This window comes from Larkinella sp. VNQ87, assembly GCF_049445795.1.
Classification (GTDB): Bacteria; Bacteroidota; Bacteroidia; order Cytophagales; family Spirosomataceae; genus Larkinella.
Window position 1 is genome coordinate 288,281 of record NZ_JBMSDT010000004.1, and the last position, 25,014, is coordinate 313,294.

General features: G+C 52.6%; 25 protein-coding genes. 15 read left to right on the forward strand and 10 right to left on the reverse strand.

Features of this window, described 5'->3' with window-relative positions; translation table 11 throughout:
• Positions 1 to 63: 63 nt before the first annotated feature.
• A complete protein-coding gene (locus ACO2Q8_RS08745) occupies positions 64 to 684 on the forward strand; it encodes a hypothetical protein (RefSeq protein ID WP_423344413.1) in 621 nt (206 codons plus the stop codon).
• A gap of 36 nt (positions 685 to 720) precedes the next feature.
• Here ACO2Q8_RS08745 and ACO2Q8_RS08750 read toward each other — a convergent pair whose 3' ends face one another.
• A complete protein-coding gene (locus ACO2Q8_RS08750; RefSeq protein WP_423344414.1) occupies positions 721 to 3,588 on the reverse strand; it encodes a TonB-dependent receptor domain-containing protein in 2,868 nt (955 codons plus the stop codon).
• Positions 3,589 to 3,606: 18 nt separating this feature from the next.
• Positions 3,607 to 4,449, reverse strand: a complete 843-nt coding sequence (locus ACO2Q8_RS08755; protein ID WP_423344415.1) for a GLPGLI family protein — start codon at positions 4,447 to 4,449, stop codon at positions 3,607 to 3,609.
• 216 nt (positions 4,450 to 4,665) lie between these two features.
• On the opposite strand from ACO2Q8_RS08755, the gene ACO2Q8_RS08760 reads away from it, so the two are divergent.
• From ACO2Q8_RS08760 to ACO2Q8_RS08775, 4 genes are all read left to right on the forward strand, one after another.
• On the forward strand, positions 4,666 to 6,297 hold the full coding sequence (locus ACO2Q8_RS08760; RefSeq protein WP_423344416.1) for a PAS domain-containing sensor histidine kinase: 1,632 nt from the start codon (positions 4,666 to 4,668) through the stop codon (positions 6,295 to 6,297).
• A gap of 251 nt (positions 6,298 to 6,548) precedes the next feature.
• Positions 6,549 to 7,601, forward strand: a complete 1,053-nt coding sequence (locus ACO2Q8_RS08765; protein WP_423344417.1) for an acyloxyacyl hydrolase — start codon at positions 6,549 to 6,551, stop codon at positions 7,599 to 7,601.
• Between the two features lie 86 nt (positions 7,602 to 7,687).
• Entirely contained in the window at positions 7,688 to 9,148 is a 1,461-nt protein-coding gene (locus tag ACO2Q8_RS08770; protein WP_423344418.1) for a sensor histidine kinase, read from the forward strand.
• A gap of 116 nt (positions 9,149 to 9,264) precedes the next feature.
• Complete coding sequence (locus ACO2Q8_RS08775; protein ID WP_423344419.1) at positions 9,265 to 9,942, forward strand: response regulator transcription factor; 678 nt, start codon at positions 9,265 to 9,267, stop codon at positions 9,940 to 9,942.
• Positions 9,943 to 9,945: 3 nt separating this feature from the next.
• On the opposite strand, the gene ACO2Q8_RS08780 is transcribed toward ACO2Q8_RS08775, so the two are convergent.
• From ACO2Q8_RS08780 to ACO2Q8_RS08795, 4 genes are all read right to left on the reverse strand, one after another.
• Positions 9,946 to 10,344 carry a type II toxin-antitoxin system VapC family toxin gene (locus ACO2Q8_RS08780; protein WP_423344420.1) on the reverse strand — a complete coding sequence of 133 codons (399 nt, stop codon included), beginning with the start codon at positions 10,342 to 10,344 and terminating at the stop codon, positions 9,946 to 9,948.
• Positions 10,326 to 10,547 (reverse strand): hypothetical protein, encoded by a 222-nt coding sequence (locus ACO2Q8_RS08785; protein WP_423344421.1) that lies wholly within the window; start codon positions 10,545 to 10,547, stop codon positions 10,326 to 10,328. Before ACO2Q8_RS08785 ends, ACO2Q8_RS08780 begins: the two co-directional genes overlap by 19 nt.
• Before the next feature lie 152 nt (positions 10,548 to 10,699).
• Entirely contained in the window at positions 10,700 to 11,476 is a 777-nt protein-coding gene (locus tag ACO2Q8_RS08790) for a hypothetical protein (RefSeq protein ID WP_423344422.1), read from the reverse strand.
• Between the two features lie 70 nt (positions 11,477 to 11,546).
• Entirely contained in the window at positions 11,547 to 12,278 is a 732-nt protein-coding gene (locus tag ACO2Q8_RS08795) for a class I SAM-dependent methyltransferase (RefSeq protein ID WP_423344423.1), read from the reverse strand.
• A gap of 48 nt (positions 12,279 to 12,326) precedes the next feature.
• Between ACO2Q8_RS08795 and ACO2Q8_RS08800 the strand changes: the two genes are divergently transcribed.
• Together ACO2Q8_RS08800 and ACO2Q8_RS08805 are read left to right on the forward strand one after the other, a co-directional pair.
• Positions 12,327 to 13,091, forward strand: coding sequence for an ABC transporter substrate-binding protein (locus ACO2Q8_RS08800; protein ID WP_423344424.1), 765 nt, complete (start codon positions 12,327 to 12,329; stop codon positions 13,089 to 13,091).
• Positions 13,092 to 13,152: 61 nt separating this feature from the next.
• Positions 13,153 to 13,878 (forward strand): hypothetical protein, encoded by a 726-nt coding sequence (locus ACO2Q8_RS08805; protein WP_423344425.1) that lies wholly within the window; start codon positions 13,153 to 13,155, stop codon positions 13,876 to 13,878.
• A 14-nt stretch (positions 13,879 to 13,892) separates the two neighbouring features.
• Here the strand turns inward: ACO2Q8_RS08805 and glgP are convergent, their stop codons facing one another.
• From glgP to ACO2Q8_RS08820, 3 genes are all read right to left on the reverse strand, one after another.
• Complete coding sequence (glgP, locus tag ACO2Q8_RS08810; RefSeq protein ID WP_423344426.1) at positions 13,893 to 15,551, reverse strand: alpha-glucan family phosphorylase; 1,659 nt, start codon at positions 15,549 to 15,551, stop codon at positions 13,893 to 13,895.
• A gap of 146 nt (positions 15,552 to 15,697) precedes the next feature.
• Positions 15,698 to 16,543, reverse strand: coding sequence for a sugar phosphate isomerase/epimerase family protein (locus tag ACO2Q8_RS08815; RefSeq protein WP_423344427.1), 846 nt, complete (start codon positions 16,541 to 16,543; stop codon positions 15,698 to 15,700).
• Between the two features lie 133 nt (positions 16,544 to 16,676).
• Positions 16,677 to 17,003 (reverse strand): tetratricopeptide repeat protein, encoded by a 327-nt coding sequence (locus ACO2Q8_RS08820; protein ID WP_423344428.1) that lies wholly within the window; start codon positions 17,001 to 17,003, stop codon positions 16,677 to 16,679.
• Between the two features lie 133 nt (positions 17,004 to 17,136).
• On the opposite strand from ACO2Q8_RS08820, the gene ACO2Q8_RS08825 reads away from it, so the two are divergent.
• From ACO2Q8_RS08825 to ACO2Q8_RS08845, 5 genes are all read left to right on the forward strand, one after another.
• Positions 17,137 to 17,874: an electron transfer flavoprotein subunit beta/FixA family protein gene (locus ACO2Q8_RS08825; protein ID WP_423344429.1), complete on the forward strand. Its 738-nt coding sequence runs from the start codon at positions 17,137 to 17,139 to the stop codon at positions 17,872 to 17,874.
• Positions 17,875 to 17,990: 116 nt separating this feature from the next.
• Complete coding sequence (locus tag ACO2Q8_RS08830) at positions 17,991 to 18,953, forward strand: electron transfer flavoprotein subunit alpha/FixB family protein (RefSeq protein ID WP_423344430.1); 963 nt, start codon at positions 17,991 to 17,993, stop codon at positions 18,951 to 18,953.
• Between the two features lie 111 nt (positions 18,954 to 19,064).
• Complete coding sequence (locus ACO2Q8_RS08835) at positions 19,065 to 19,664, forward strand: bifunctional nuclease domain-containing protein (protein ID WP_423344431.1); 600 nt, start codon at positions 19,065 to 19,067, stop codon at positions 19,662 to 19,664.
• 65 nt (positions 19,665 to 19,729) lie between these two features.
• On the forward strand, positions 19,730 to 21,463 hold the full coding sequence (locus ACO2Q8_RS08840; RefSeq protein ID WP_423344432.1) for a glutamine--tRNA ligase/YqeY domain fusion protein: 1,734 nt from the start codon (positions 19,730 to 19,732) through the stop codon (positions 21,461 to 21,463).
• A 144-nt stretch (positions 21,464 to 21,607) separates the two neighbouring features.
• Positions 21,608 to 21,808 carry a hypothetical protein gene (locus ACO2Q8_RS08845; protein ID WP_423344433.1) on the forward strand — a complete coding sequence of 67 codons (201 nt, stop codon included), beginning with the start codon at positions 21,608 to 21,610 and terminating at the stop codon, positions 21,806 to 21,808.
• A 20-nt stretch (positions 21,809 to 21,828) separates the two neighbouring features.
• Here ACO2Q8_RS08845 and ACO2Q8_RS08850 read toward each other — a convergent pair whose 3' ends face one another.
• A complete protein-coding gene (locus ACO2Q8_RS08850) occupies positions 21,829 to 22,791 on the reverse strand; it encodes a YihY/virulence factor BrkB family protein (RefSeq protein WP_423344434.1) in 963 nt (320 codons plus the stop codon).
• A 207-nt stretch (positions 22,792 to 22,998) separates the two neighbouring features.
• Between ACO2Q8_RS08850 and ACO2Q8_RS08855 the strand changes: the two genes are divergently transcribed.
• The 3 genes from ACO2Q8_RS08855 (at position 22,999) to ACO2Q8_RS08865 (ending at position 25,008) form a co-directional block, all read left to right on the forward strand.
• Positions 22,999 to 23,469, forward strand: a complete 471-nt coding sequence (locus tag ACO2Q8_RS08855; protein WP_423344435.1) for a Dps family protein — start codon at positions 22,999 to 23,001, stop codon at positions 23,467 to 23,469.
• Positions 23,470 to 23,593: 124 nt separating this feature from the next.
• On the forward strand, positions 23,594 to 23,992 hold the full coding sequence (locus tag ACO2Q8_RS08860; RefSeq protein ID WP_423344436.1) for an OsmC family protein: 399 nt from the start codon (positions 23,594 to 23,596) through the stop codon (positions 23,990 to 23,992).
• Positions 23,993 to 24,024: 32 nt separating this feature from the next.
• On the forward strand, positions 24,025 to 25,008 hold the full coding sequence (locus ACO2Q8_RS08865) for an NAD-dependent epimerase/dehydratase family protein (protein ID WP_423344437.1): 984 nt from the start codon (positions 24,025 to 24,027) through the stop codon (positions 25,006 to 25,008).
• Positions 25,009 to 25,014 lie beyond the last annotated feature (6 nt).

A 25,014-nucleotide genomic window follows, 5' to 3' on the forward strand; every position in this document is an offset into this window, starting at 1 on the left:
ATCTGGGGAAGCGCAGCCATCGTAGGCTGCGCTTCTGTTTTTTGCCCGGAAAACCGCAATACCATGACGTCAAAAGAACTGTTTTTCATGAATGGCGGGATTACGGCCTACATCCACCGCGATGGATTTGGCGAGGAGTACCGGGCTACACCCGCCGAGGAAAAGCAGTGGACGGAGGAATTGATTGCACTGAAATGGCACCTGCTCGATACCGAAGATAACCTTCCGTTGCTGCAAAGTTGTATCGATACCCTGTCCTACCACCAGGCCCCGAATCTGCTCCAAAAGTTAACGGCCCGACTCGATCAGGCTAGCCTGAAACAACGGGCTGTGATTGCCGGAAAACTCTGGAAACTATGTCATTACAAGCCCAGCTTTTCCATTTTACACGAGCTACTGCTCACGCACCGGGACCGGATGGCCGACGATATTTTCTGGATTTTTAACGAGATGATCGATAACAAACCACTGCAACGGTTTCTGGTCGATTGTCTGGAGGGCAGCGATACGGTTTTACAGCAAAAAGCGCACCTGACACTAACCATGTGGGCGTATATGGGACAACCGCGTTTGCGGGAGGGGATGTTATTATCCGACTTAAATCCGGATCGTCAAAATCCGGATTTAGAGTCGTATCAACGGGCGTTGGAAAAAGTAAAGAGACTTTTTGGAATACGGAATTAAGTCCGGGTCGGAAAAGCTGGCTTTTAGAGTCAGTCCTTAATCAACCACTGCCCGTCCGGAACGTTGATATCCCCGTTGAGCGCCAGTCGCATTGCGATCCAACCGGGATGATGACCCGCTTCCGAACCGGCGCAGGTTGTACGTGAAACTGAGCATAAAATACCGGTTTAAGACGCGGCTTTGGGTTTCTTCGGTGTATGTTTCCGTTACATTTCGGGTAATACTCCGGTTTTGATTCAGTAAATCATAGATCTGGAACCGCAATTCTCCCTGTTTATTTTTGAAAAATTGCCGACTGATGGCCGCATTCCAGAGCGCAAAGTTTTGAACTGTTCCGGCCGATTTTCCTGAATAATTATTGTACGTAATATCGGTCGTAAAGACGAAGCTGAACGGCAATTGGTAGTACAGATCACCGGTGAGCGATTTGTTGAAAAACTCCGTGTTTTGCGAGGATTGCAGGGAGTATAAAGCGGTCTGGTAACTAACATTCCCACTCAGGCCAAACTCAATTTTATCGTCAAAGTTGGATTCGAGTCGGGCGCTCTGGCTCAGGGTCCAGTTTTGTGACCGGTTGGTCTGGTTATTGACCAGGCTGACGTTCCGGATAAAGTTGACGTTGCTGGTCAGGTTCAGGTTGGCCTTCAGTGGCTGGATGCGCCGGCCGACAGCCAGAAAACCGTTCAGAGTGTAATACCCGTTGGTGTTGATCGGCTGCGTGGTCTGGGCACCCTGGCTGTTGAACGAGGTGGCATTGACGATCTTGTTTGTCGTCTGGCTGGCGTTCAGCAGGGCAAACAGCGAGCGATAGGTACTTTGCTGAAAACTGTTGTAGTTCATCGTAACGGTATTCGTGTACTCCTGTTTCAGATCCGGATTGCCGATTCGAATATTAAGCGGGTTCGTGTTATCGGGCACTGGCTGCAACTGGGTTACAGAGGGCGCATTGGTCCGGCTGCGGTAATTGAAGCGGAGCGTCCGGTTTTTACTGAAATTATACGTCAGCATTGCGTTCGGCAACACGTTCGTAAAATTCTTCCGGATGCTGGCATCGGTAGTCTGATTATCGCTTCGTAGGCTAGCCTGTTGAACATCGAAACCCAGGCCGTACGTATACTTTAATCGTTTGATTTGCAGCGTCGATCCGGCCCGGTTGGTCTGGTACGTATTGACAAAGTTATTGCTTAACGTTGGGTTGAGAAGCGAATAGCTGTCAGTCGCTTCGTTAAAGTCGTTTACAATTCGGTCGGAGGTGTTACGGTTATTCGAAAAGTTGTAGTGAAACTCCAGGGTTTTATTTAAGGACAACGGCTCTGTATACGCCAGGTTCATCGTGTTCGTGACCGATCGGTTGGTTTGTTCGTTCTGCTGGTTGATCACCTGATCTTCCCGATCGCCCGTTTCGCTGTAAAACCGGTTGGTCGATTGGTTAATTCCGTCGGTCGTCTGGTTGTTCACCGCAAGGTTCCAGTTAAGCGACAGCGTCCGGCCTTTCCGGTTAAACTTCCGCATGAGCAGGGCGTTGTTGTTGCCCGAAATGCCTCGGCCGGTGGAGTAATACCGGGTTGCGCTGGTATTGATCAGACGGGTAGAGTCGATCTGGCCGGTTTCGCCGATACCCTCTCCAGTAAACGTTTGGGAGTTGTTCAGGCTTTCATAATTCGAATTCTGAATCGTAAAACCGGGGGTAATCCGCAGGGAAGTCAAGGAGTCAATTTGATACGTAAACCGCAGGTTAAGCCGGTGGCTGGTGGTTTGATTCTGCGACGTACTCGTCTGGTTGACCCGGTAGGAGGTGTCAGGCAGGGCGTACTGACGGCGGCTTTGCTGGTTGGTAAGCGTGTTCAGATCGTTTAGGAAATAGCTGGCGGCCAGATCGGCTTTTTGCCCCCACTCGTTGCGGTAGTTGAGGCCACCAGCCAGTGTCCGGGTGATTGCATTGGTGTTAGCCCCGTTGCCGCCACCGCCCCGGCCGTCGGTAACGACAACGCCCCCTCCGCCTACGTTGGCCCCCAGTCCGGCTCCACCGCCGAAGATGCTTTGCCCCGTAAACGCCTGCTGGTTGACGTTATTCGCCTGGCCGATCAGCGACATCTGCTGCACCCCGTTGAACCGGTTTAGGTTCAGCCGGGCCGCGTACCGAACGTCGTCGCCAGTTTCGCCCGGCCCTGCGCCAACGGACTGCTGGCCGAAGTAGCCCTTGCGCTTTTCTTTTTTCGTAACCAGGTTGATGGTTTTACTGCGGTCGCCGTCGTCGAAACCCGAAAACTGCGACTGCTCGGATTGCTGGTCGTACAACTGGACTTTGTCGATAATATCGGCCGGAAGGTTGCGGGTCGCCATTTTGGGGTCGTCGCCGAAGAACGGTTTGCCATCCACCAGCACTTTTTTCACCTCCTGGCCCTGCGCCTTGATCGTCCCGTCGCGCTCGACTTCTACGCCCGGCAATTTCTTCAGCATATTCTCGACCATCGCATTCGGCTGGGTTTTGAACGAGCCTGCGTTGAACTCCACCGTATCCTGTTTGATGGTGATCGGCGGACCTTCCTGCTTGACAATCACTTCGTTCAGGTTGACGGTTTGCGGCACCATGTAAATAATCCCGGCATCGACGGTCGGTTTGTCAGGCTGTACCGAAACTCGTTTCGACTGGTTCCGGTAACCCACAAACGTCACCAGCAGCCGGTAGGTGCCCACGGCTACTTTGGGAAACGAAAACCCGCCTTCCCCGTTGGTGATCATGAACTGAACGAGCGACGAATCCCGGGCAGACAACAGCGTAACATTGGCCTCCATCAGCGGTTTTCGGCTGGTCGAGTCAAGGACAATCCCCCGGATGCTGGATTGGGCCGTTGCCACCGTCACGCTGATGAGAAGCAGAAAGGCAAGAGAAAGTAGACGCATGAAAGCAAAAGTTTATGGTCACCGGGGTTGAAAATTGTCCATCATCCGCTGACGGAAGTCGGCCATCGCTTTCTGGCGGATGGTGTTGAGTTCGTCGGGCGTAACGACCTGGGCGGTTTGGGGCGGCATCACGTCGCTTTCCCGGACGGCCTGCGCGTCGACTTTCGTGGCTTTAAACGCTTCGTTGTCGCTCTCAATTTGTAGGACAACCCCTTTTTCCGGTCTTAAGCCGGGAATGGGCGAGTAGCTGAACGGCAATTCGGTGGTGTACCAGACGGTGTAGGTCAGGTTTCGGAATAGAACGGTTGCTTTCCGGCAGAGGTAACCCGCAATTTTTTTCGTTTTGCCGGATTCCTGCCAGCCCGGTACGCGGTTCACGGGCAGTTCGGTCTGGTAATGCGTCGTTACGGAATCCTTTTTGAGGGTCAGCACTTCGACGGTTTTGTCGGCGGCCAGGTCAAAATACACGTTGCGTTCGAACGGGCGACCGCCGAAATTTCGGTTCCCGCGTCCGGCGGGGCCGCCGGGGCCGGGCGGTGGGCCGGGGCTTCCAGCCGGGCCTCCCGGAAAGTCGCGACGAATCATGAGGCCATCTCCGCCGTTTCGATCCTGTTCTTCTTTCCCGTAGTTGCCCGAAAAGAGAAAATGCTGCGTAAACGAGCGGGTTTCGGGTAAGTCCGGGGGGGCTTCGGCACTTCCTGGCCGGACTTCCTGGCCGTTAATGACGATTCGCATCTGCGAAAAGTCTACTTTCTGCATCACTTCGTAAGTGATTTTGCCGGATTTGGGTTGGGATCTGGCCGGGCCGGAAGCCATTGTTAGCCAGACGAATGCCAGCATGAACAGTCGGAATCGTTGCATGATTGGAAGGAGTAAATAGTTGCTGAACTTGATGATGCAAAGATGCGGAAGCCGGGTGTGAAGCACTGTTATTTAGTGTTAAGTAGTGTTAACAGGGAAGATGCCGAGCTTACAACGGGGCCGTACGCTCTCTTTTTAGCCGCGCAGTTTTTTTGAAAACGGATTATGTGAAAATTGTAAAATAATTCTGAGCCTGTCCCGGAAATGTAATTGAGTATGTCCATACAACAACAAATGGAGGAGCAGTACCGGTTACTGGTGGAAAACGCCAGGGAGTATTGCGTTTTCCTGCTGGACATACCAGGTACCATTCAGACCTGGAATCCGGGGGGGCACCGATTACTGGGATATTCTTCCGCGGAAGCCATCAAGAAACCCGTCTTCGATTTCTATTACACGACAGCGTCTGATCGGAGAAGCTACTCCAATAAACTCACGCAGGCCATCGAACAGGGCCGATTTGAGGAAAAAACCTGGCTGCTTCGGAAGAACCAAAGCCGGTTTTGGGCTCAGATTACCCTGACGCCCATTTACGAGAAAGATCAATTGTCGGGTTTTGGGGGGGTAATCCATGACTTGACCGAAGAGAAGCACTACGAAAACAGGCCGCAGGAAAGCCATCAGAGAGAAGATCACCTGGTTGACTTGTTGTCGACGCTCATTGAACAATCGCCGGTAGGCATTTCCCTGTTTACCCCGGTTTTTGACGAGCAGGGCCGGGTCAGCGATTTCCTGTTTAAACTCACCAATCCCGCCAATGCCAAAACTGGTGGCCTTGCCGTAGAAAAACTGATCAACCAGACGCTGAAAACAGTGTTCCCACAGGCCGGCCCTGATGTATTCTGGCAAAATCTGCTGGCCTGTTTTCAAAGTGGGCAACCCCAGACGCTGAATGGGCACTTTACCGCTTTTGGGCTCGACATCTGGATCGATGGGCACTTTCATAAAGTAGGCGATGACGTTCTCTGGATCGGGTTGGACGTTACGGAATTGAAAAAGGCGAAGGCACAACTCGAAAGCCAGCTAAGCAATTTGCAGGATGCCAAAGAGCAGGTGGATGTCGATATCGATCGGTTGAAAATTGCCGAGCTGGAAGTGAACCGGGCGCTGGAAAAAGAACGGGAGGCTAATCAACTCAAAACCGAGTTTATCAATTTGGTATCCCATCAGTTTCGGACGCCAATGACCAGCATTTCATTGAAAGCGGAGGCTCTCAAGCGGTTTAGCGAACGCAGCAGCGACCGGGTGTTTGCCCGCCGAGTGGCCGATTATACCGAGCAGGTCACCCGGGATATCCACCGAATCAGCAAGCTCATCACCGAAGTATTGTTCAATGATCGGATTCAATCGGGCCAAATGGAGATTCGTCGCAAACAACTGGATCTGGTCGAATTTTGTCAGCATCTGATCATCCAACAACGGCAACTGGACCCGGCTTACCAGCGAATCGTCTTTACCAGCAATGTCCCGACCTTACCGGTTTGGGTAGACCCCGTTTTGTTTGAGCAGGTGCTGGAAAATCTGATGAACAATGCCCTGAAATACTCGGCCGAATCCGACAAACCCGTGGAGTTGACGCTGTCCGAACTGGATGGGGAATGGAGGCTCTACGTCTTGGATCACGGAATCGGTATTCCCGCCGATGAACTGAAGCACGTGAAAAAAAGCTTTTTCCGGGGCTCAAATACCGCCGATTATCCCGGTACCGGCCTTGGACTGTCGCTGTCGCAACGGATTGTGGAGATGCACGGCGGAAAGCTTACAATCGAAAGCGAACTAGGACACTACACCCGTTGTACACTGACGATGCTTAAAAAGCCCCAGAGCAAAGAAAGTGAGTCCAGTTAGCGTTTAGGGAAACGGCCTGGAAAAGAACCAATTAGGGGGAGAAAGATTGCCTGAGTAGGCAGAAAATATTGAAAAATTGTGAAATAAGAGTAGATTCTTAATTTTTGAGTAAGTGGTAATCAAAATCGATCAATCTGTTAATAGCTTACAGTTTAATTTTTAACTAGCTGTTGATCAGATTGATGAGCGTTGTTTACAAGACAGGACTTCTCCGAAGGATTTTAGCTATCTGGGCCTTCTGGCTGCTTATTTTGCCAACGTTAAAGGCGCAGCCAGACTCGATCGTAACGCCCCGGCAACTTGGCCTTTTTGTTCATCAGGGGGTATCCAACTCCACGCAGGTCGTTCCGGTTTCCGACCAATTGCCAGCAGGCATCGAGTTGGTGTACAGTCAGGTAACGATGAGCCGGAGGGCCTGGGCGAGTTGTCAGTGTTTTGCCCGGGTTGGGGGCTATCTGAACTACATCACGTTCCGAAATCCGGTTCCGTTGGGCCGAACGACGGGGGCCGGGCTTTTTTTCGAACCGCTCATCAATTACCGTCGATCGTTGTACTTTTCGGTCCGGGTGCTGGCCGGACTGACTTACCTGACCCGGGTGTATGACCCCGTCACCAACCCAACCAATGATCATTTCAGTATGCCCGTCAGCGCCCTGATCGGGGCCGGTTTAACGGCGCATTACCGCCTGAGTCCGACTTGGTCGCTGGCGTTCGGCGCTCATTATAACCACATTTCCAACGCCGGAACGCGCCTGCCCAACCAGGGCATGAACATTCCGACGCTGGCGTTGGGGGCGGAATACCAACTCCGGAGGGCGGCTTTTCCGGATGCTCGCCAATGGGCTCCGGCGGCTTTGACTCGGCGCTGGCTGACCCGTGCCCTGCTCATGGGGTCAGTGCGGGTGTTGCCCGAAACCGATAAAAAACCGGAAATGGCCTTGCCTATGGTTGGCGTGAACTGGGTCGGTGGCTACTGCTTCACCCGGAATCATGCCCTAACCGCCGGAGCTGAATTCGTCGACGACCGGTATTTTAAGGAACAGACCTATCGTTGGGGTTACAAGGACAACGACGCCCGGCAGGTGACTCTATTGGCCGGATACGAATTCTGGCAGGGGCAATTCATGTTTGCGGCTCACCACGGCTGGAATATTATCCGGCCTGGCAAGTACAAACCCGCTACGTACCAGCGGTATAATTTGTTGTATCGCTTCCGGAGCGGGCTTTCATTGGGAATGAGCGTCAAGGCTTACGGCGAAAATACCAAAGGCTTCAGCCTGATGGCGGGGTATACGCTGCTGTAATCCACTTTGTTAAATAACCGCACCCAGTGTTAAGTAGTGTTAACGGTTTTTGACGGACCGCCCAACACTCGGTACCTTTGCAAAGTATGAAACAGCGCATTCGGTCGATCTTTGTTCTGATGACGGTTTGTATCCTGGGCGTGGTGGCGTTTCAGGGGTATTGGCTGTTGACCAGCTACCAACTCCACGAGCAGCAATTCCGGCGAACGGTGCGGAGTGCGTTTATCTCGGCAGTCGAGCAGCAGCAGTTCAAAGAGGCTCGGCGATTGATACGGGGCGACGGCCCATCCGGACCTCCCCATTGGCGGTTTCGTGAAATGGATTCCGAAGAGTCCGACGGACCGGAGCAGGTTCGGTTAGACCGGGTGCAGGACAGTGTACTGGTGCGCGTCGATCAGTCGGCCACCGGCGGCACGAAGGTCACGAACTACACCATCAGGCGGCAGATCCGTCCACCGAAAGACAGTCTGTTCATCGACACCTTGGCCCGCCGGATCTCCGAAATGATTATTGTCGACTGGGCAGGTAGCCACCGGTTTAACCTTAAAAAATTTGATTCGACCTACCGGGCCGAGTTGCGGTTGCGGGAGGTCGAAGCGGTTTACCGGCTCGATACCATTCAGATCAAACCCGGGGCGTTTGTGCGCCAATTGGAACCGCAAGGTCGGCATGAAACACCGATCAAGACCCCGCCGATGCCGATCAATCCGGTCAAAAATCAGTTTCTGCAAGCGTCGTTCGATAGTCCAATGGGCTATATTTTGGGAAAAATGAGCTGGCTGCTGGCGGGCTCGACGCTCTTGCTGGCCCTGACGACCTGGTGTTTTGTTTACATGCTGTCGACCATTCTGAAGCAAAAAAAGCTGTCGGAAATCAAGAATGATTTCATCAACAACATGACTCATGAGCTGAAAACGCCGATTGCCACGGTTTCGGCGGCCGTGGAAGCCATGCAGCATTTCGGGGCGCTGAACGACCCGCAGAAAACGCAGACGTACCTCGGGATTTCGAAAAACGAACTGCAACGCCTGTCAGATTTGGTCGAGAAGGTATTGAACATGGCGGTCGATGAGAAAAAAGAACTCGAACTCAACCGGGAATGGTTGACTCCTGCCGACCTGATTCAGGAAGTGGTCGGGAATCATCAATTGAAAACCCCTAAACCCGTTTCCATCCAGGTCGAAACCGAGTCGGAAGACCGGCCCGTGCAGGCTGACCGGTTTCATCTGGGCAACGCCATCAACAACCTGATCGACAATGCCATCAAGTACTCGAAGGAGTCGGTCGAAATCCGAATTAGCAGCCGGACCGACGGGCAGGGCTGGCGGTTGTCGGTGCAGGACAATGGAAACGGGATTCCGAAAGCCTACCACGAAGCGATCTTCGACCGGTTTTTCCGGGTTCCGACGGGGAATCTGCATCCGGTGAAGGGCTTCGGACTGGGGCTGTCGTACGTCCGGCAGGTGGTCGAGAAACACGGCGGGCGAATCGACGTGTCGAGCGAACCGGGGCGGGGGAGTGAGTTTATTATCTGGATTCCGGGGTGAATTTTAAGGTTGTTTCGCGGAGTGCAGTGGAGATAACAGGAGTTAAGCAGAGAAAAATATCCTCCGCTCAACTCTTCATTCTCCGCTCATCTCCGCGAAATAGTTCTCTCAGCAACATGCCAAATGTCCTATTAATCGAAGATGAAGTCGCCCTGGGCATGATCGTGCGCGACAGCCTGGAAGTGCGCGGGTTTACGGTTTTGTACGCAGCCGATGGCGAGGAAGGCTACGCGCTGTTCCGGGAGCAAAAACCGGATGTGGTCGTGGCCGATGTCATGATGCCCCGGCTCGACGGGTTTACCCTGGCCGAGCGCATCCGCCAGGCCGACGCCGACATTCCGATTATCTTCCTGACGGCCCGTTCGCAAACCGCCGACGTGGTGCGCGGGTTTGAATTGGGGGGCAATGACTACCTGAAAAAACCGTTCAGCATCGACGAGTTGATTGTGCGAATCAAGGCGCTGCTCAATCGCAACCTGGGCGTTCGGCCTGCCATGCCCGATCGTCTGCCGATTGGTCGGTACCAGTTCGATTACCTGAAGCAGAAGCTGGCGTTCAATGGAAACGAAATTGCGATGTCGCACCGGGAAGCGGAGTTGTTGAAACGGCTGTATGAGCAACGGAACCAGGTGCTGGAGCGTTCAGCGGTGTTGCTGGAGTTGTGGGGCGACGATAGTTTCTTCAACGGCCGGAGTCTGGACGTGTTCATTACCCGGTTGCGCCGGTATTTAAAAGAGGACCCGCAGATTCAGATCGTCAATGTGCGGGGGGTGGGGTATAAGCTGATTGTATGAGATTCAAACCAGCTTAGTTTTAGGCCGGTAAAACCGCAACCCTTTGATGAATTGAAAATCCTTCTTGTTTTGCGTATAAAGTTGGAGATCTAATTCCAGGGCGGTAGCAGCAATGAAGGCATCGCCGATAAAAAGCCGTCCTCCGGAATGCTCAAAAAGAAGTTGGGTGAAGCGTTGTGAAACGTATTTATCGATGTGGATAATGGCAAATTTGTTGATCAACTCTTTTGTGGCTCGTATTTCCTTTTTATACATTCCCTGATAGAGTTCCGCTTCGGTAACGGCGCTGATCGCTAGCCGGGCAAAACCGATCAGATCTAATTCCTGGCGGACGGTTGCATTTTCACGGAAGTAGTCAACAATGATGTTCGTGTCGCACAAAATCAACGCTTTTTTGTCCATGACTTGCGCCGAATTTCTTGAAAATCACGATCATCTCCTTTCCACGGACCATCGAAATCAGATGGTTTTTCATCGGCAAGCGCTTTGGATGGGAGAATGCAGGGATCGCTGTCCTCCGAAACTTCCACGGCGGGAATCGATTTCAGAAAGTCCTTCACGGCTTGATGCTGGCTTTCAGGAATGGTTATGTGTAAAGTGCGCATGATTGGTGACGGTCACTGGTCTGTCAAATTCTTCCAGACATTGCCATGATTGCTTTCTGGGGATCAACAAATAGAAGCAACTTTTCGGTTCATTTCGAGGACTTTAATCACTTGCTCACGCTTGAACCCCGATTGAATGATTATCTTGTTGTTTACTCCGCCGACGGCAGCGATTCCAGGCTGTCGCCCTGCTCGCGGAGCCAGCGGCTGGCGTCGGCGGTGGGGTTTTCGCGGAGGTAGCGAGCCAGTCGGTGGGCGGTTTCGAACGAAAACTGCGGCACGAGGTCGACAATCGGGTACTGGTAGGCCAGCCCCGGTTTGTTGGTCTTCACTTTTTTGACTTTCAGCAGAAACGGCAGGTACTGGACGCTGCCGAACAGCTTTTTGTATTCATCGAACTTGTTCCGCAGATTCGGGATCGTTGTTTGCACGGCGCGGGTGCTAAACTGCCAGTAGCCCAGCAGCGGGATGTCGCGGATCACAAACCGCAGCGTCAACACCGGCAACCATTTAATGAGCTTAGCTTTGGCGGGTGGCAGGCTTTTCTGCAAAAAGGCCACAGTTTCGTCCCGGATCTGGGGTCGGCGGTCGGTGGTTGTGACGGCGTATTTCTTCAACTCGTCGTTCCAGATGTGGAAGGTGTGATTGTCGCCGTAGCCAAACAGTTTGCCGTCGTTGGTCCGGATTTCGAGCCGTTCGTTGCAAACGAGTTCTTCCTGATCGGAGTAGAACAGAATGGGCAGTTCGGTGATGGAGTCGCCGTAGATTTTATGAACGACCCCGGCATGATCCCCCCGGATCCGGAAACTGTCGATGCTGCTGGGCACCACCTGCCCCGACCGCTCCACTTTCTCCCCGACGGCAATCCGCCCCAGTTCCGTCAGGGCCGACGACGGCTGGCTAATGCCGTTCTCCGATTGAATACGCATGTTGTTGTTTACGTTCGATAACTTTAACAAATATAGGCAATCGACGGATCGATCTAATTCTATCAGTTGCTTAAAGACTCTTTTTTCGGCCGGTTACGCCGGTAGCACATCCGAAAAAATAAGTCTGGTAGTCTGCCTCAAGACCTTCCGAAACCAGGTGATGGACAAAGTTTTTACAGTTCTGGAATTTTTGGCAATATACCCCCAGCATCCGGTATTCGGCGGCACTATTCAGAAACAGCGTGCCAATGAGCGGAATGATCGATTTTAGGTAAAACAGATACAAGCCTTTTAACGCCCAGCCGTCGGGCGACGATATCTCCACGAAGGAAAAAACCCCGCCCGGTTTGAGCAGCCGGTTGACTTCTTTGGCGAGGGCGAGGGATTGAGTCTCATTAAAAGTTTTTAAACCGAAGGTGGAAACAATAAAATCGGCTGAATGGGCCGCTAAGGAATTATTCAATACATCGCCTTGGACGATTTCGATGGTTCGGTTTCGTACCTTCTCCCGGTGGGCGACTGCTTTCCGGATCATGATGGGCGAAATATCGACGGCAATGAGTTTTCCAGCCCCATTCAGCCGCGGAAGAATATGGCTCCAGGCTTCACCCATACCAGTCATTAAATCATACCCTACCGAATCGGGCGGTATAGGAGGAAGGTTGTTGAGACAGGCGGCCCGCCATCGTTCCGTAAACCCGAAGGACGATACATAATTGGCTAGTCCGTAGGTTTTGGACATTTTATCAAACAAAGTTTTTATATATTCCGGATCATAGATACCTTCGGAGTTGCTTGGCATAGCTTACTTTAAATATAACGTTTTCGTTTTTATGTGGTCTGTCAGGAAGTGCAAAATACAGTAAAAAAGCCGCCCCAACGCATTGTTTCCCTTGTTCCTTCTCAAACCGAGCTGCTTTTCGATCTGGGGCTGGATGAGCAAATCGTGGGGGTGACCAAATTCTGCATCCATCCCGAAAACCGGGTGAAACACAAAACCGTGGTGGGGGGCACCAAAACGCTGCACCTCGACCGAATTCATAGCCTGAAGCCGGACTGGATTCTGGCCAACAAAGAAGAAAATACCCGCGAACAGATTGAAGAGCTTCATCGGCACTACCCCGTTCACGTCACTGACATAGACACCGTCGCCGATGCGCTGGCGATGATTCGGGAAGTTGGGGCGTTGGTGGGACGAAAAACCGCTGCTTTCGAGCTGGCATCGAAAATTGAAGAGGCTCTGCATGCGTTACCGACGGATGCCGAAAGTCCCACGGTGGCCTATTTCATTTGGAGAAAACCGTACATGGTAGCCGCTAGCCAGACGTTCATTCATTCGATGCTGGGAATGGCAGGCTTCGGGAATGCCTTCGCCGGGTTGACCCGCTATCCCGAAATTACGGAAACCGACCTGAAAACCGCTCGGCCCGACTTCATTTTTCTGGCTTCCGAACCGTATCCGTTTCAGGACAAACATCGGGCTGAATTCCAGTCCTTGTGCCCCGGAACGCCGGTCGTTCGGGTGGATGGCGAATTGTTTAGCTGGTACGGAAGCCGGATGCTGAAAGCGGCCGCCTATTTCCGATCCTTGCGAGCCGCATTGAGTTTGCCATAAACCGTTGTGGGTTTTGCCGCCTGCATCGTATCTTGTGCCAAAACCCGACCCTCTGTCTGACATGCTTTCGGCCACCTTTCCGGATTTCCTGGGAAACCACAATGTTTTTAAGGACGAAGTCCGACAAACGCTGACCATCTTCGCGCAAATTTACCTCTACGGTTCGGTCGCGACCGAGGATCTGGCCAGCCGTATCGCCGGAAACATCGACCGGCTTTGGAATGGCCCCGAAATCCTGCTTTCGCTAAACGAGGTCGAATTCCTGATTCGTTTCGAGATTACCGGCGTCCACACCCAAGACCCCCGCCAACTGCTGAGCCGAAACCGGGACTATAAAAAAGTATTTTTTCGCATCGAACCCGAAACCGACAACCCACTGGGCGGTATTTCGTACATGGATGGCCGAAACAGCAATACCGGTTTTCTGCGGCTCGATAACGTCGGTTTTGAGGGCTCGACCACCGAAGCCCACGAAATGGGGCACGGCTGGGGGCTGGTACCCGGCACGCCCGACGGCCACCCTCCCAATCTCAACCTAATCGGCAAAGGACAGCCCGGCATCATGTATCCACGCGGCACGCTGGTCGACCCGCCGTACCAATGGAACCCGTCGGCCCAGCCCGGCGAATTTGGCGGCACGCTCAAACCCGACAAGCGGGTGGTGACGCTGGAAGATATCGCTTTACTGGGACTCGATCAGCTCGATTACGACTGGCAGGGCCGCGCCAAACTCGGCGGTTTGACCAATGTTTACCATCCCCTTCCAACTTCGCCGTACCTGGCCTAAGCGTCGCAAAGTATTCAGTACATTTTCTCAAAATAGTCGGTTGCCATTCGGTTGGAGCCGAAAAAGGCGTTGACATCATCCATGCTTTGCCGGATCATTGTTTGCCACTCGTCCGGGCGGTTGTAGTACATCGGCAGAAGTTCGTTCTGTAACAGCCGGAACAGGTGGTTGCGGTCGTGGGCATCACGGGCATCGGGTGACAGATCCGACGGGGCAACCGGCACGATAAACGAGTTTTTTCCCGGAACTGCAAACTCGCAGATCCAGCCATCGAAGGTGGAGAGGTTGAGGCTGGCGTTCATGGCAGCCGTCATGCCGCTCGTGCCCGAGGCTTCCCGCGTCACAACCGGGGTGTTCAGCCAGACGTCCGAACCGTCTTTCAGCAGTTTTGACAAGCCCAGTTCGTAGCCGGTCAAAACCGCCATGTTGTTGTGCAGGTGACTCCTGTACACCAGCGAGTTGAAAATATGGGTAGCGGTTTCGTCGGCGGGATACGGTTTTCCGGCCCAGATAAACTGAATCGGGTAGGTCGTCTGGTTCATCAGCCGGTTGAATTGCTCGTCGTCCTGCACCAGCAAATCCGGGCGTTTATACCCCGCAAACCGCCGGGCCCAGACGATGGTTAGCACGTTGGGATCGAACAATTTGCCGCACTGATCAGCCACGGATTTGAAAAGAAGCGATTTGAGTTGTTTTTTTCGTTCAGCGATGGACGGTCCGTCCCCTTGCTGGTGAGCTTGCGTTAGTTCAGAATCGGTCCAGTACTGCTGGTTCTGGGCATTGGTGACGTGGGTGATTTCCGGAATAGACGAGTAACTTCCCCACATTTGCCGCGATACTTCACCGTGGAGTTTGGAAACGCCGTTGGCCTTCCGGCTCAACCGCAGAGCTGCCAGCGAGTGGTTGAACACATTGTCCTGAATGCCGGTAATTCTCCGAACTTTTTCGAGCGGTACGTCTCCAAAGAAACTCATGACCGCCAACTGGTTGATATCGTGTTTGTCGTTCCCGGCTTCTTCGGGGGTGTGGGTCGTAAACACCAGCCGCTTCCGTACTTCGTCGGCGTCGCCGAACTTTTGGTACAAATGAAAAGCCGCCGAAACCGCGTGGGCTTCGTTCAAGTGGTAGACATCGGGCGAGTAATTGAGTTCGTCGAGCAGCTTGGCACCACCAAGGCCCAGCACCATGCACTGGGCTATTTTGGCCGACGTGTAGCTATCGTATAGCCGGAAGGAAATAGACCGGGCCAGCCTGTCGTTGCCGTCGATGTCGGTGGTCAGAAAAAACATCGGAACCGTGCCGAAGTGCTTCGGGTCGAGGTAGTAGGCCTGCACCCAAACCGGCGTGTGATGCACATTGATGGTAAATCGGATGCCCGTATCGTCCAAAAAACTATATATCTTCTCGCGAAACTGCACATCCATCGCGTTGTCGGTTTTACGGGTCTGGTCATAATAACCGTATTTCCATAAAATACCGATACCAATCACGTTCTGCTTTAATTCGAAGGCGCTTCGCATGTGGGAACCTGCCAGAAAGCCCAGTCCACCGGAGTAGGTTTTAAGGGCTTGGTCGATGGCAAACTCCATCGAAAAATAGGCAACGGATTTACTGAATCGGGGATCAAACGCATAGGGATGGCGAAACGCCGAAGGAAGTGCAGATTGGGTCATTTTTTGAATATTTCAGGTCGTACAAGCCACATTGGCCCGACAAGTTAAAGAAAAACCGGACAGGCTGCCTGGAAAAGAAAGTGGGGCAATCAGGCGCCGGCCCAATTACCCCAATGCAATGTTTCAATCGAATGTTCAACCGGTGCTTAAATCGATTTGAGATAAGCCAGGCTTTGCGGTACCTGTTGCTGGGCCGACGGGCTTTCGTCTTCAATGTAAAAATACTCGATCGATGATTTCTGGGCGGCTTTCAGCACGGCAGGTAGATTAATCTGGCCGGTGCCCAGAGCAACGTCGTTTTCCGGGGGCGTTCCACCCGACATATTGCCCTGAATGCCTTTTTTCAAATCTTTCAGGTGCATGAGCTTGAATCGGTTGGGGTACTTGGCGAGGAGTTTGGCGGGGTCCTGTCCGGGGAAGTACACCCACAAAATATCCATCTCGAAGTTGACGTAATTCGGATCGGTTTTCTGAACGATGTAATCGAACAGGGTGCCGTCTTCGTAGGGTTCAAATTCAAAACCGTGGTTGTGGTAGACAAACATCAGGCCCTTGTCTTTCAGTTGTTTACCAATCTGGTTGAACTCGCTGACGGTTTTTTGGGCTGCTTCCAGGGAGTATTTTCCCTGGTGCGGAATCCAGGCCAGCCGGACATACTTGGCACCCAGGGTTTTGGCGTTCTCGGCCACCATATCCAGTTTTTTCATCAGGTCGTCGTAGCCGACGCCGTGGCTCGTGCAGCGCATCCCCCGTTTGTCGAGTTCGGCCCGGATTTCGGCGGCCGTCTTGCCGAACAGGTTGGAGAATTCAATGTTGGTAATGCCCATCGCCTTGATTTTGTCGAGCGTGCCGGGCATATCTTTGGCAAATTCGTTGCGAAAGGTATACGATACCATACCGGGAGTATCTTTCAGGCTTTTACTAAACCGTTGACCAAACGAAGTCACCGCGATCAGGAAGGCAAACGCAGTCAGCAGAGCAATTTTTTTCATGGATAGATTGAATGTTTACCACTATAAGCACCCAAATCGCTTTGCCTACTGATTTGGTTGGGAACACGGATTCAACGGATGAAACGGATTAGAACTGATTTAATCCGTTTCATCCGTTGAATCCGTGTTCCTATCAAAACTCATCATCATCCTGAAAAGCCCGGTAGGCCCGGGTCAACTCCTGAAGGGCTTTCTCGTTTTTTTGCTCCCGGGCGAGGGCAATGCCCTTTTCGTACACTGCCTGAGCCGCCGTACGGTCGTCCTGCTCTGCAAAGAGAGCCGCTGCATGATAATACGTCGCTAAATAGGCGGGATGTTCATCGAGCAGCTTTTTCAGGTAATGCAGGGCCTTTTGGGGTTGCTCATCCCGGTATTCCATCGCCAGCGCGTAAACATTGAACGGGTCGTCGGGTTGTTCCCTTATGTATTGCTGCAAGAGTTGAATGCGGGTGTTATTCATCGTTTAACGTTTGAAGGTTAAGGTTTAACGATTGAAGAGAATTACGTAACGTTAAACGAAAATTAGTATGCAAGCATACGTTTTATTCCGACAAGTTTGTATTTTTGCGAATATCATCTAAACCACAGACAATATGAAAATTTTAGTGTGTGTGACCAGTGTACCGGACACGATCACCAAAATTACGTTGACCGACAACAATACCAAACTGAATAAAGCCGGTGTACAGTACATCACCGGGCCTTACGACGACTACGCCCTTTCGCGGGCCGTGGATCTGAAGGAACAAGTGGGCGGCACCGTGACGGTCCTGAATGTAGGCGAAGCCGATGCCGAGCCCGTCATCCGGAAGTGTCTGGCGATCGGCGCCGACGACGCGATTCGGGTCAATGCCGAGCCGACCGATGCCTATTTTGTGGCCGAACAGATTGCGGCCATCGCCAAAGAAAATAACTACGACCTGATACTGATGGGGCGCGAATCGATCGATTACAACGGCGGCCAGGTCCACGGTATCGTGGGCGAACTGCTGGGCATCCCGTCGATTTCACCGGTCATGAAACTGGCCATTGAGGGTACGACCGCCAAAATCACCCGCGAAATTGAAGGGGGGCACGAAGAACTGGAAGCGAGCCTGCCGCTGGTGCTGGGGTGTCAGGAACCGATTGCCGAGTGGAAAATTCCGAACATGCGCGGCATCATGAGCGCCCGGACTAAACCGCTCAAGGTAGTCGAACCGACCGGGAAAGAAACCTTGACACAGGTAGCCAGCTATGAACTTCCCCCGGCCCGGGGTGCCTGCAAAATGATCCCCGCCGATCAGGCTGAAACCTTAATCAAATTGCTCAGAACTGAGGCAAAGGTAATCTGATGGTTGTTACACAGGGTTAATCAGAGAATATCAGAGGCAATCAGAGAAATCCCTGATAAACTCTGATTAACCCTGTGTAATAGTTCTTTCCCACCCTTTTAATTCCATTATATGCTATGTCAGTCTTAATTTTTGTTGAACTCGAAGAAGGAGCGATTAAGAAATCGTCGCTCGAAGCGATATACTACGGCTCAAAAGTAGCCGAACAAACCGGCACCTCGGTCACCGCCCTTGTTCTGGGCGAAGCCAGCGCCGACGAACTGACCAAAGCCGGGCGGTTTGGGGCCACGAAAGTGCTGCACGCCATCAATGCCCGGCTGAACGAAGCCAACGCGATGGCCTATGCCAGTGCGGTTGCCGAAGCCGTGCAACAGGAAGGGACCGACGTGATTGTGCTGGCCAAATCCTCGCTGGGGGATGCCGTGGCGGCCCGGTTGGCCGGAAAACTAAAAGCCGGTCTGGCCGCTAACGTCATTGAACTGCCGGAAACCGGTACTGGATTTCGCGTCAAACGGAGCATCTTTACCGGTAAAGCGTTTGCGGTGACGGAACTGTCGGCGGAGAAAAAAATTCTGACGATCAAGAAAAACACAATCACGCCCGAAGAAACCGGTGCGTCGGCCACGGTCGAAACGTTCAATCCGGCCTTGAACGAAGCCGACTTTGCCCTCAAAATAACCCATACCGAGAAAGCAACCGGTGATATTCTGTTGCCGGAAGCCGACATTGTCGTTTCGGGTGGCCGGGGTTTGAAAGGGCCGGAAAACTGGGGCCTCGTGGAAGACCTGGCGAAAGCCTTGCACGCGGCTACGGCCTGCTCGAAACCGGTTTCGGACCTCGACTGGCGCCCACACCACGAACACGTCGGGCAAACCGGGATTAAAATCAGCCCGAATCTGTATATCGCCTGCGGGATTTCAGGCGCTATCCAGCATCTGGCCGGGGTGAACTCCTCGAAGGTGATCGTCGTTATCAACAAAGACCCAGAAGCCCCGTTCTTCAAGTCGGCGGATTACGGCATTGTTGGTGACTTGTTCGACGTACTGCCCCGGCTGACGAATGCGGTGAAGGAGTTGTAATTTTTGAAGAAGAGGGAATTCGGGTGCAACGGTTTCGGGCGTTTTTTAGTTTTTGATGAAAAACTCCCGAAACCGCCCTCTCTAACTCCCAAACTCTATTAACTTTGCACCGTGGAGAAGATTAGACTTGAAATATTAGGTTTATCCCCCAGCCAATCCCAATCGGGTTCATTTGCATTGGTACTGGGTGAGGAATATGGAAACCGCCGGTTACCGATCATCATCGGTATGTTTGAAGCGCAGGCCATTGCCATCGAGATCGAGAAAATTGTGCCTAACCGCCCGATGACCCATGACCTCTTCAAATCATTTGCCGACAAATTTGGTTTTACGGTTCGTGAAATCGTGATTTCTGACTTGCGGGAAGGGATTTTCTTTGCCCGGATTGTCTGCACCGACGGCACCCGCGAAACCGTGATCGACGCCCGCCCGTCCGACGCCATCGCGATCGGTATCCGGTTTAACGTTCAGATTTACACTTACGAAACCATACTTTCCGAAGCCGGTATTACGGCCAGCGCGGCCGACGAAGCCGACGAGCAACAGGAAGAACTGGTGCCCCAGCAGACCTCCCGCTCTTCACGCTCGTTGACCGAGCAACTGAAAGATATGACCTACGACGAGTTGCAGCAATCGCTGGATGAAGCCCTGAAGAAGGAGGAATACGAAAAAGCCGCCAAGATTCGGGACGAAATGAGCCGTCGAAACTAATCTTTTTGCATTTTACGCTAACCGAAGGCCTGATGATCGGGCCTTGATAACTTATTTGATGCGGTATGCCTGAAGTACCCAATGATACGGATAGTCGTACCCCCAACGAATTGGAACGGCGGAGCGAAGGCCCCGCCGAGCGTTCGTTGAATTTTATCGAACAGATCGTTGAGGATGATCTGGCTGCCGGTAAAAACTGGGGCCGCGTTCATACCCGCTTCCCGCCCGAACCCAATGGCTATTTGCACATTGGGCACGCCAAATCGATTTGCCTGAACTTTGGGCTGGCCGATAAATACGGCGGAAAAACAAACCTGCGTTTCGACGATACCAATCCGGTTACGGAAGATACGGAGTACGTTGAGTCGATCAAGGCCGACGTTCGCTGGCTGGGTTTTGAATGGGAAAACGAGTTTTATGCGTCGGATTACTTCGACCAGCTCTATGAATTTGCTGAAAAACTGATTCAGAAAGGGTTGGCCTACGTCGATGATTCGACTTCGGAAGAAATTGCCGCCCAGAAAGGTACCCCAACCGAACCAGGCAAGGAAAGTCCCTACCGAAACCGCTCCGTCGACGAGAACCTGGATCTGTTCCGGCGAATGAAGGCCGGGGAGTTTGCCGACGGTGCGAAAGTGCTGCGGGCCAAAATCGATATGGCTGCCCCGAATATGCACTTCCGGGACCCGATCATGTATCGGATCAAGCACGCCCATCACCACCGCACGGGCGACAAATGGTGCATTTACCCGATGTACGACTTTGCACACGGGCAGTCGGATTCCATCGAACGGATTACGCATTCACTTTGCACGCTGGAGTTCGAAGTGCACCGCCCATTGTACGATTGGTACATCGAAAAACTCGAAATTTTTCCGTCCCGGCAAATTGAGTTTGCCCGCCTAAACCTGACATACACGGTCATGAGTAAGCGGAAACTGCTGCAACTCGTGAACGAAGGCCATGTACGCGGTTGGGATGATCCCCGGATGCCGACCATCGCCGGGATTCGTCGGCGCGGTTACACACCCGCCAGCATCCGGGAGTTTGCCGACCGGATCGGAATTGCCAAACGCGACAACCTGATCGACGTCGGACTGCTCGAATTCTGCATTCGCGAGGAGTTGAACAAAACCACGACGCGGGTGATGGCGGTGGTCGACTCCAGACCGATCAAGGTTGTCATTACCAATTACCCGGAAGGGCAGATCGAGGAGCTTTCCATCGAAAACAATCCCGAAGATCCGGAAAGCGGTCACCGCAACGTACCGTTTTCAAGTGAACTGTACATCGAGCGGGAAGACTTCCTTGAAAATCCGCCGAAAAAATACTTCCGGTTGTCGCCGGGTGGCATGGTTCGGCTGAAAGGCGCGTATATTATTAAGTGTGAGGAAGTGGTCAAAAACGATGCGGGTGAGGTGGTAGAACTTCGGTGTACGTACATTCCGGAAAGCCGGAGCGGTTCGGATACGTCGGGTCTGAAAGTGCAGGGAACGATTCACTGGGTGTCGGTGGCGCACGCCCAGGAAGCCGAAGTGCGTCTGTACGACCGGCTGTTGACCAGCGAAGACCCTTCTGCCGAAGACCGCGATTTTAAGGAGTTTATTAATCCAAATTCGCTGGAAATCGTCCGGGCCTTCATCGAGCCTTCGTTGAAAACCGCACAAGTGGGCGAGCGGTTCCAGTTTATGCGTAAAGGCTATTTCTGCGTTGATCCCGATTCGACCGCCGACCAACTGGTTTTCAACCGGACGGTGACGCTGAAAGACACCTGGGCGAAGGAGAAGAAGAAATCGTAAGATTTTCGGTGTTGGCACGTACCCACGGACTTTACGGGGCCGCCCGGCGGTCCGTGTTTCTATTGACTCATGGTGCGGTTAGAATCTCACGGACTAAAGTCCGTGGGTACGTGCCAACATCGTAAACCAAATACCGTAAACCATATGGCCTCTCAGAAAGAAACCCTGCTGCAACACGCGGCTGAAGTGATCGACAAACGGCTTCCGATTTCACACAAAGAGCGGCTGAAGGTATCCGCTACTGAGGATGGCAGTGAATTGACCATCGACGGTCTGAGCGATGAAGAAGCCGAAGTCGTGAAAGAAATTCTGCGGAAAGAATACGGCTACCACGGATTGACGTAAAACCGTAGGCTAGCGACCGCTTACTTTACTTTTTCCAGGTTATTTTGCGGAGGCAGTTCACTGACCTCCTTTTCTTTTTCCTGCTGCTCCACATAGACGGCATACTCGGCGGGCTCGATTTTAATCCCGTAATGCTCGGCGTACACCTGGGTGAATTCGGCTCCGAAGTATAAGATAGCGGCTGTGTAGTAAATCCAGACCAGAATCACAATCAGTGATCCGGCGGCTCCGTAGGCCGAACCCGTGCTGCTGGTTTCGATGTAGAGGCCAATTAAATACCGCCCAATCATAAAAAGCAAGGCCGTGAAAAAGGCTCCCCAACGTATGTCTTTCCAGGCAATTTTGGCGTCGGGCAGAACTTTGAAAATGACCCCGAACAAGACCGTAATGACGGCGAAGCTGATCAGTACATTGAGAATCTGGGCGAAGATGACGGCAATGTCGGGGAAATAACGCATCAGCAACTCGCTCAGGGCGAGAATCATACCGTTTATTATCAGCGAAACAACCAGCAGAAAGCCCAGGCTGACGATCAGCGAAGACGAAAGCAGCCGGTCTTTCAGGATTTTAAGCCAGCCCCTTTTCGGTTTGGGCTTCACCCGCCAGATCAGATTGATCGAATCCTGAATCTCGATGAAAATGGTGGTGGCACCGAGAATCAGGGTAAAAATACCGGTGATCAGGGCGACATTCGTTTTGCCCGATAACTCGACATTTTTAATCATATCCTGAATCTGCCTGGCGGCTTCGTTGCCGACCAGTCCGTTAATCTGCGAAAAAACCTGTCCCCGAATGGCTTCCTCCCCAAAGAAAATACTGGTGATGGAAATCACCAGCACCAGCAGGGGAGCCAGGGAAAAAACCGTGTAGTAGGCCAGTGCGGCACTTAGTTTCAGACCCCGGTCGTTGGTAAAACCGTTGTAGGCACCCACCAGCAGCGTCCAGGTATCCGAGAGGGTGCGTTTCAATTTTGACTCTGCCATAACGTTGTTGTTAAGAAAAAAAGAGAGTAGACGTGAGACAAAAGACCCAGGCCGGAGCCGTTACTTTTGCTCGACCCGTTCGCTCTGCACTCTCAAACCAGAATTGGAAGAGGTTGTTTGCACGAATTAGCAAACAAACCGGCTTTCTGGTGGTTTTTAGAAGGACGGCTGACAAGCCATTGTTCCTATTTTAAGCCAACACACAACATGAAACTTAACATCGGTCTCGATCAGGACACACTCAAACAAGTCAATGACCTTCTGAATGCCTTGCTGGCCGACCAGCATGTGCTATACATCAAAACCCGCAAGTACCACTGGAACGTCAGCGGACCGAGTTTTCTGGAGTACCATGAGTTTTTTGAACAGCAGTACAAGCAGCTTGAAGCCGCAATTGACGAAGTCGCCGAGCGAATCCGGACGCTGGGTGGCCGTCCGTTGTCGACGATGGAAGATTTTCTGGCCCACACCAGCCTGAAAGAAGATAAAAGTGCCGAAGTCAAAACCGCCGATATGTTCCAACGGCTGCTGGACGACCACGAACAAGCCATCCGTGAACTGCGCGAAGATGTTAGCAAATGCGAAGACCTGGGTGATGCCGGTACGGCCGACTTCCTGACGGGGTTGATGGAAGCCCACGAAAAAATGGCCTGGATGCTGCGGAAGTATCTGTCGTAAAAACCGCCTGGTTAAACGAGGCCCTGGAACCTGCTGGTTACCGGGGCTTTTTGATTTTAATCCCGTCTGATCCGAATTCTGCTTAGCTTTAGATAGTGATTCCTTCACCTTAACCACAGTATTTATGAACCTTTCAGCCAGCATAAAAAGTGCTTACAATCGGCACGATTGTGTCGTACAGACCAACGGAACCGTAAAAAGTCTGGCCATAGCTACCAAACCGACCGGTTTTGGCTCTTCCATTAACGGGGGCGAACTGCTGTTGCTGGCCCTGGCTACCTGTTTCTGCAATGACTTGTACCGGGAAGCCGCCAAACGGAATCTCGCGGTTAAGGAGGTGAACGTAGACGTAACCGGCGAATTTGGGGCCGATGGGGAACCAGGAAGTAATTTTTCGTACACCGTTCAGGTGGAGGCCGATGCTTCCCGCGCCGACATCGAGGCTTTGATCCGACATACCGACCAGGTTGCCGAAGTTCAGAACACACTCCGAAAAGGTATCGGTATTACCTTGGCAACGTAGCGGTTTCCGGATTCATTGTATACTTTTGCGGCATGAAAGTTTTGGTCACCGGCAGTGCCGGACACCTGGGCGAAGCACTGGTTCGCACACTTCAACAAACCAGCCGGAACGTTGTGGGTCTCGACCGGCTGGCATCTCCGTTTACTACCTATATTGGTTCCATAACCGATCGGGATTTTGTACGACACTGTCTGAACGGCGTCGATACGGTTTTTCACACGGCAACCCTCCACAAGCCCCATGTCGCTACGCATAGCTTGCAGGATTTTATTGATACCAACATCACCGGTACGCTCAATTTGCTGGAAGAGTCAGTTGCTGCGGGTGTTCAACAATTCATTTTTACCAGCACGACCAGTGTGTTCGGCGATGCGCTGGTGCCGCCGTTGGGCCAGCCAGCCGCCTGGATTACGGAGGACGTTACGCCCGTTCCCAAGAATATTTACGGAGTGACGAAGGCAGCCGCTGAAGACCTTTGCCAGCTTTTTCACCGCAATCACGGTTTGCCGTGTCTCATTCTCCGAACCTCACGGTTTTTTCCGGAAGAGGATGATAACAAGGGAATGCGGGATGCCTTTCCGGGCGAAAACCTGAAAGCCAACGAATATTTGTTCCGACGGGTCGATCTGGAAGATGTCGTTTCGGCTCACCTGCTGGCGGCCGAACGGGCACCGACAATCGGTTTTGGCAGGTACATCATCAGTGCAACGACCCCTTTCCGTCCGGAAGACAGGGCTGAGATCCGTACCAACGCACCCGCCGTGGTGGACCGATACGTTCCCGAGTACCGGGCTGAATACGAGCGTCGCGGCTGGCAGATGTTCGCAGAAATCGACCGGGTATATGTGAACGAAAAAGCCCGAACCGAACTAGGCTGGCAGCCCCGGCACGATTTTAAGGCGGTGATTGAGCGGTTGAAAAACGGCGGAACGCTCCAAAGCCCGCTGGCAAAGATGGTCGGTGTCAAGCGCTACCACGCCACCCGGTTTTCGGAAGGACCGTATCCGGTCGAGTAGCTCCGT

Bases quoted from the DNA above. Each gene is read 5' to 3' on its own strand.
- ACO2Q8_RS08760 (WP_423344416.1), top strand. From the start codon at position 4,666: ATGTCCATACAACAACAAATGGAGGAGCAGTACCGGTTACTGGTGGAA.
- ACO2Q8_RS08750 (WP_423344414.1), bottom strand. From the start codon at position 3,588: ATGCGTCTACTTTCTCTTGCCTTTCTGCTTCTCATCAGCGTGACGGTG.
- ACO2Q8_RS08770 (WP_423344418.1), top strand. From the start codon at position 7,688: ATGAAACAGCGCATTCGGTCGATCTTTGTTCTGATGACGGTTTGTATC.
- ACO2Q8_RS08755 (WP_423344415.1), bottom strand. From the start codon at position 4,449: ATGCAACGATTCCGACTGTTCATGCTGGCATTCGTCTGGCTAACAATG.
- ACO2Q8_RS08790 (WP_423344422.1), bottom strand. From the start codon at position 11,476: ATGCGTATTCAATCGGAGAACGGCATTAGCCAGCCGTCGTCGGCCCTG.
- ACO2Q8_RS08775 (WP_423344419.1), top strand. From the start codon at position 9,265: ATGCCAAATGTCCTATTAATCGAAGATGAAGTCGCCCTGGGCATGATC.
- ACO2Q8_RS08845 (WP_423344433.1), top strand. From the start codon at position 21,608: ATGGCCTCTCAGAAAGAAACCCTGCTGCAACACGCGGCTGAAGTGATC.
- ACO2Q8_RS08860 (WP_423344436.1), top strand. From the start codon at position 23,594: ATGAACCTTTCAGCCAGCATAAAAAGTGCTTACAATCGGCACGATTGT.
- ACO2Q8_RS08825 (WP_423344429.1), top strand. From the start codon at position 17,137: ATGAAAATTTTAGTGTGTGTGACCAGTGTACCGGACACGATCACCAAA.
- ACO2Q8_RS08865 (WP_423344437.1), top strand. From the start codon at position 24,025: ATGAAAGTTTTGGTCACCGGCAGTGCCGGACACCTGGGCGAAGCACTG.
- ACO2Q8_RS08840 (WP_423344432.1), top strand. From the start codon at position 19,730: ATGCCTGAAGTACCCAATGATACGGATAGTCGTACCCCCAACGAATTG.
- ACO2Q8_RS08815 (WP_423344427.1), bottom strand. From the start codon at position 16,543: ATGAAAAAAATTGCTCTGCTGACTGCGTTTGCCTTCCTGATCGCGGTG.
- ACO2Q8_RS08850 (WP_423344434.1), bottom strand. From the start codon at position 22,791: ATGGCAGAGTCAAAATTGAAACGCACCCTCTCGGATACCTGGACGCTG.
- glgP (WP_423344426.1), bottom strand. From the start codon at position 15,551: ATGACCCAATCTGCACTTCCTTCGGCGTTTCGCCATCCCTATGCGTTT.
- ACO2Q8_RS08785 (WP_423344421.1), bottom strand. From the start codon at position 10,547: ATGCGCACTTTACACATAACCATTCCTGAAAGCCAGCATCAAGCCGTG.
- ACO2Q8_RS08805 (WP_423344425.1), top strand. From the start codon at position 13,153: ATGCTTTCGGCCACCTTTCCGGATTTCCTGGGAAACCACAATGTTTTT.
- ACO2Q8_RS08780 (WP_423344420.1), bottom strand. From the start codon at position 10,344: ATGGACAAAAAAGCGTTGATTTTGTGCGACACGAACATCATTGTTGAC.
- ACO2Q8_RS08745 (WP_423344413.1), top strand. From the start codon at position 64: ATGACGTCAAAAGAACTGTTTTTCATGAATGGCGGGATTACGGCCTAC.
- ACO2Q8_RS08830 (WP_423344430.1), top strand. From the start codon at position 17,991: ATGTCAGTCTTAATTTTTGTTGAACTCGAAGAAGGAGCGATTAAGAAA.
- ACO2Q8_RS08795 (WP_423344423.1), bottom strand. From the start codon at position 12,278: ATGCCAAGCAACTCCGAAGGTATCTATGATCCGGAATATATAAAAACT.
- ACO2Q8_RS08820 (WP_423344428.1), bottom strand. From the start codon at position 17,003: ATGAATAACACCCGCATTCAACTCTTGCAGCAATACATAAGGGAACAA.
- ACO2Q8_RS08855 (WP_423344435.1), top strand. From the start codon at position 22,999: ATGAAACTTAACATCGGTCTCGATCAGGACACACTCAAACAAGTCAAT.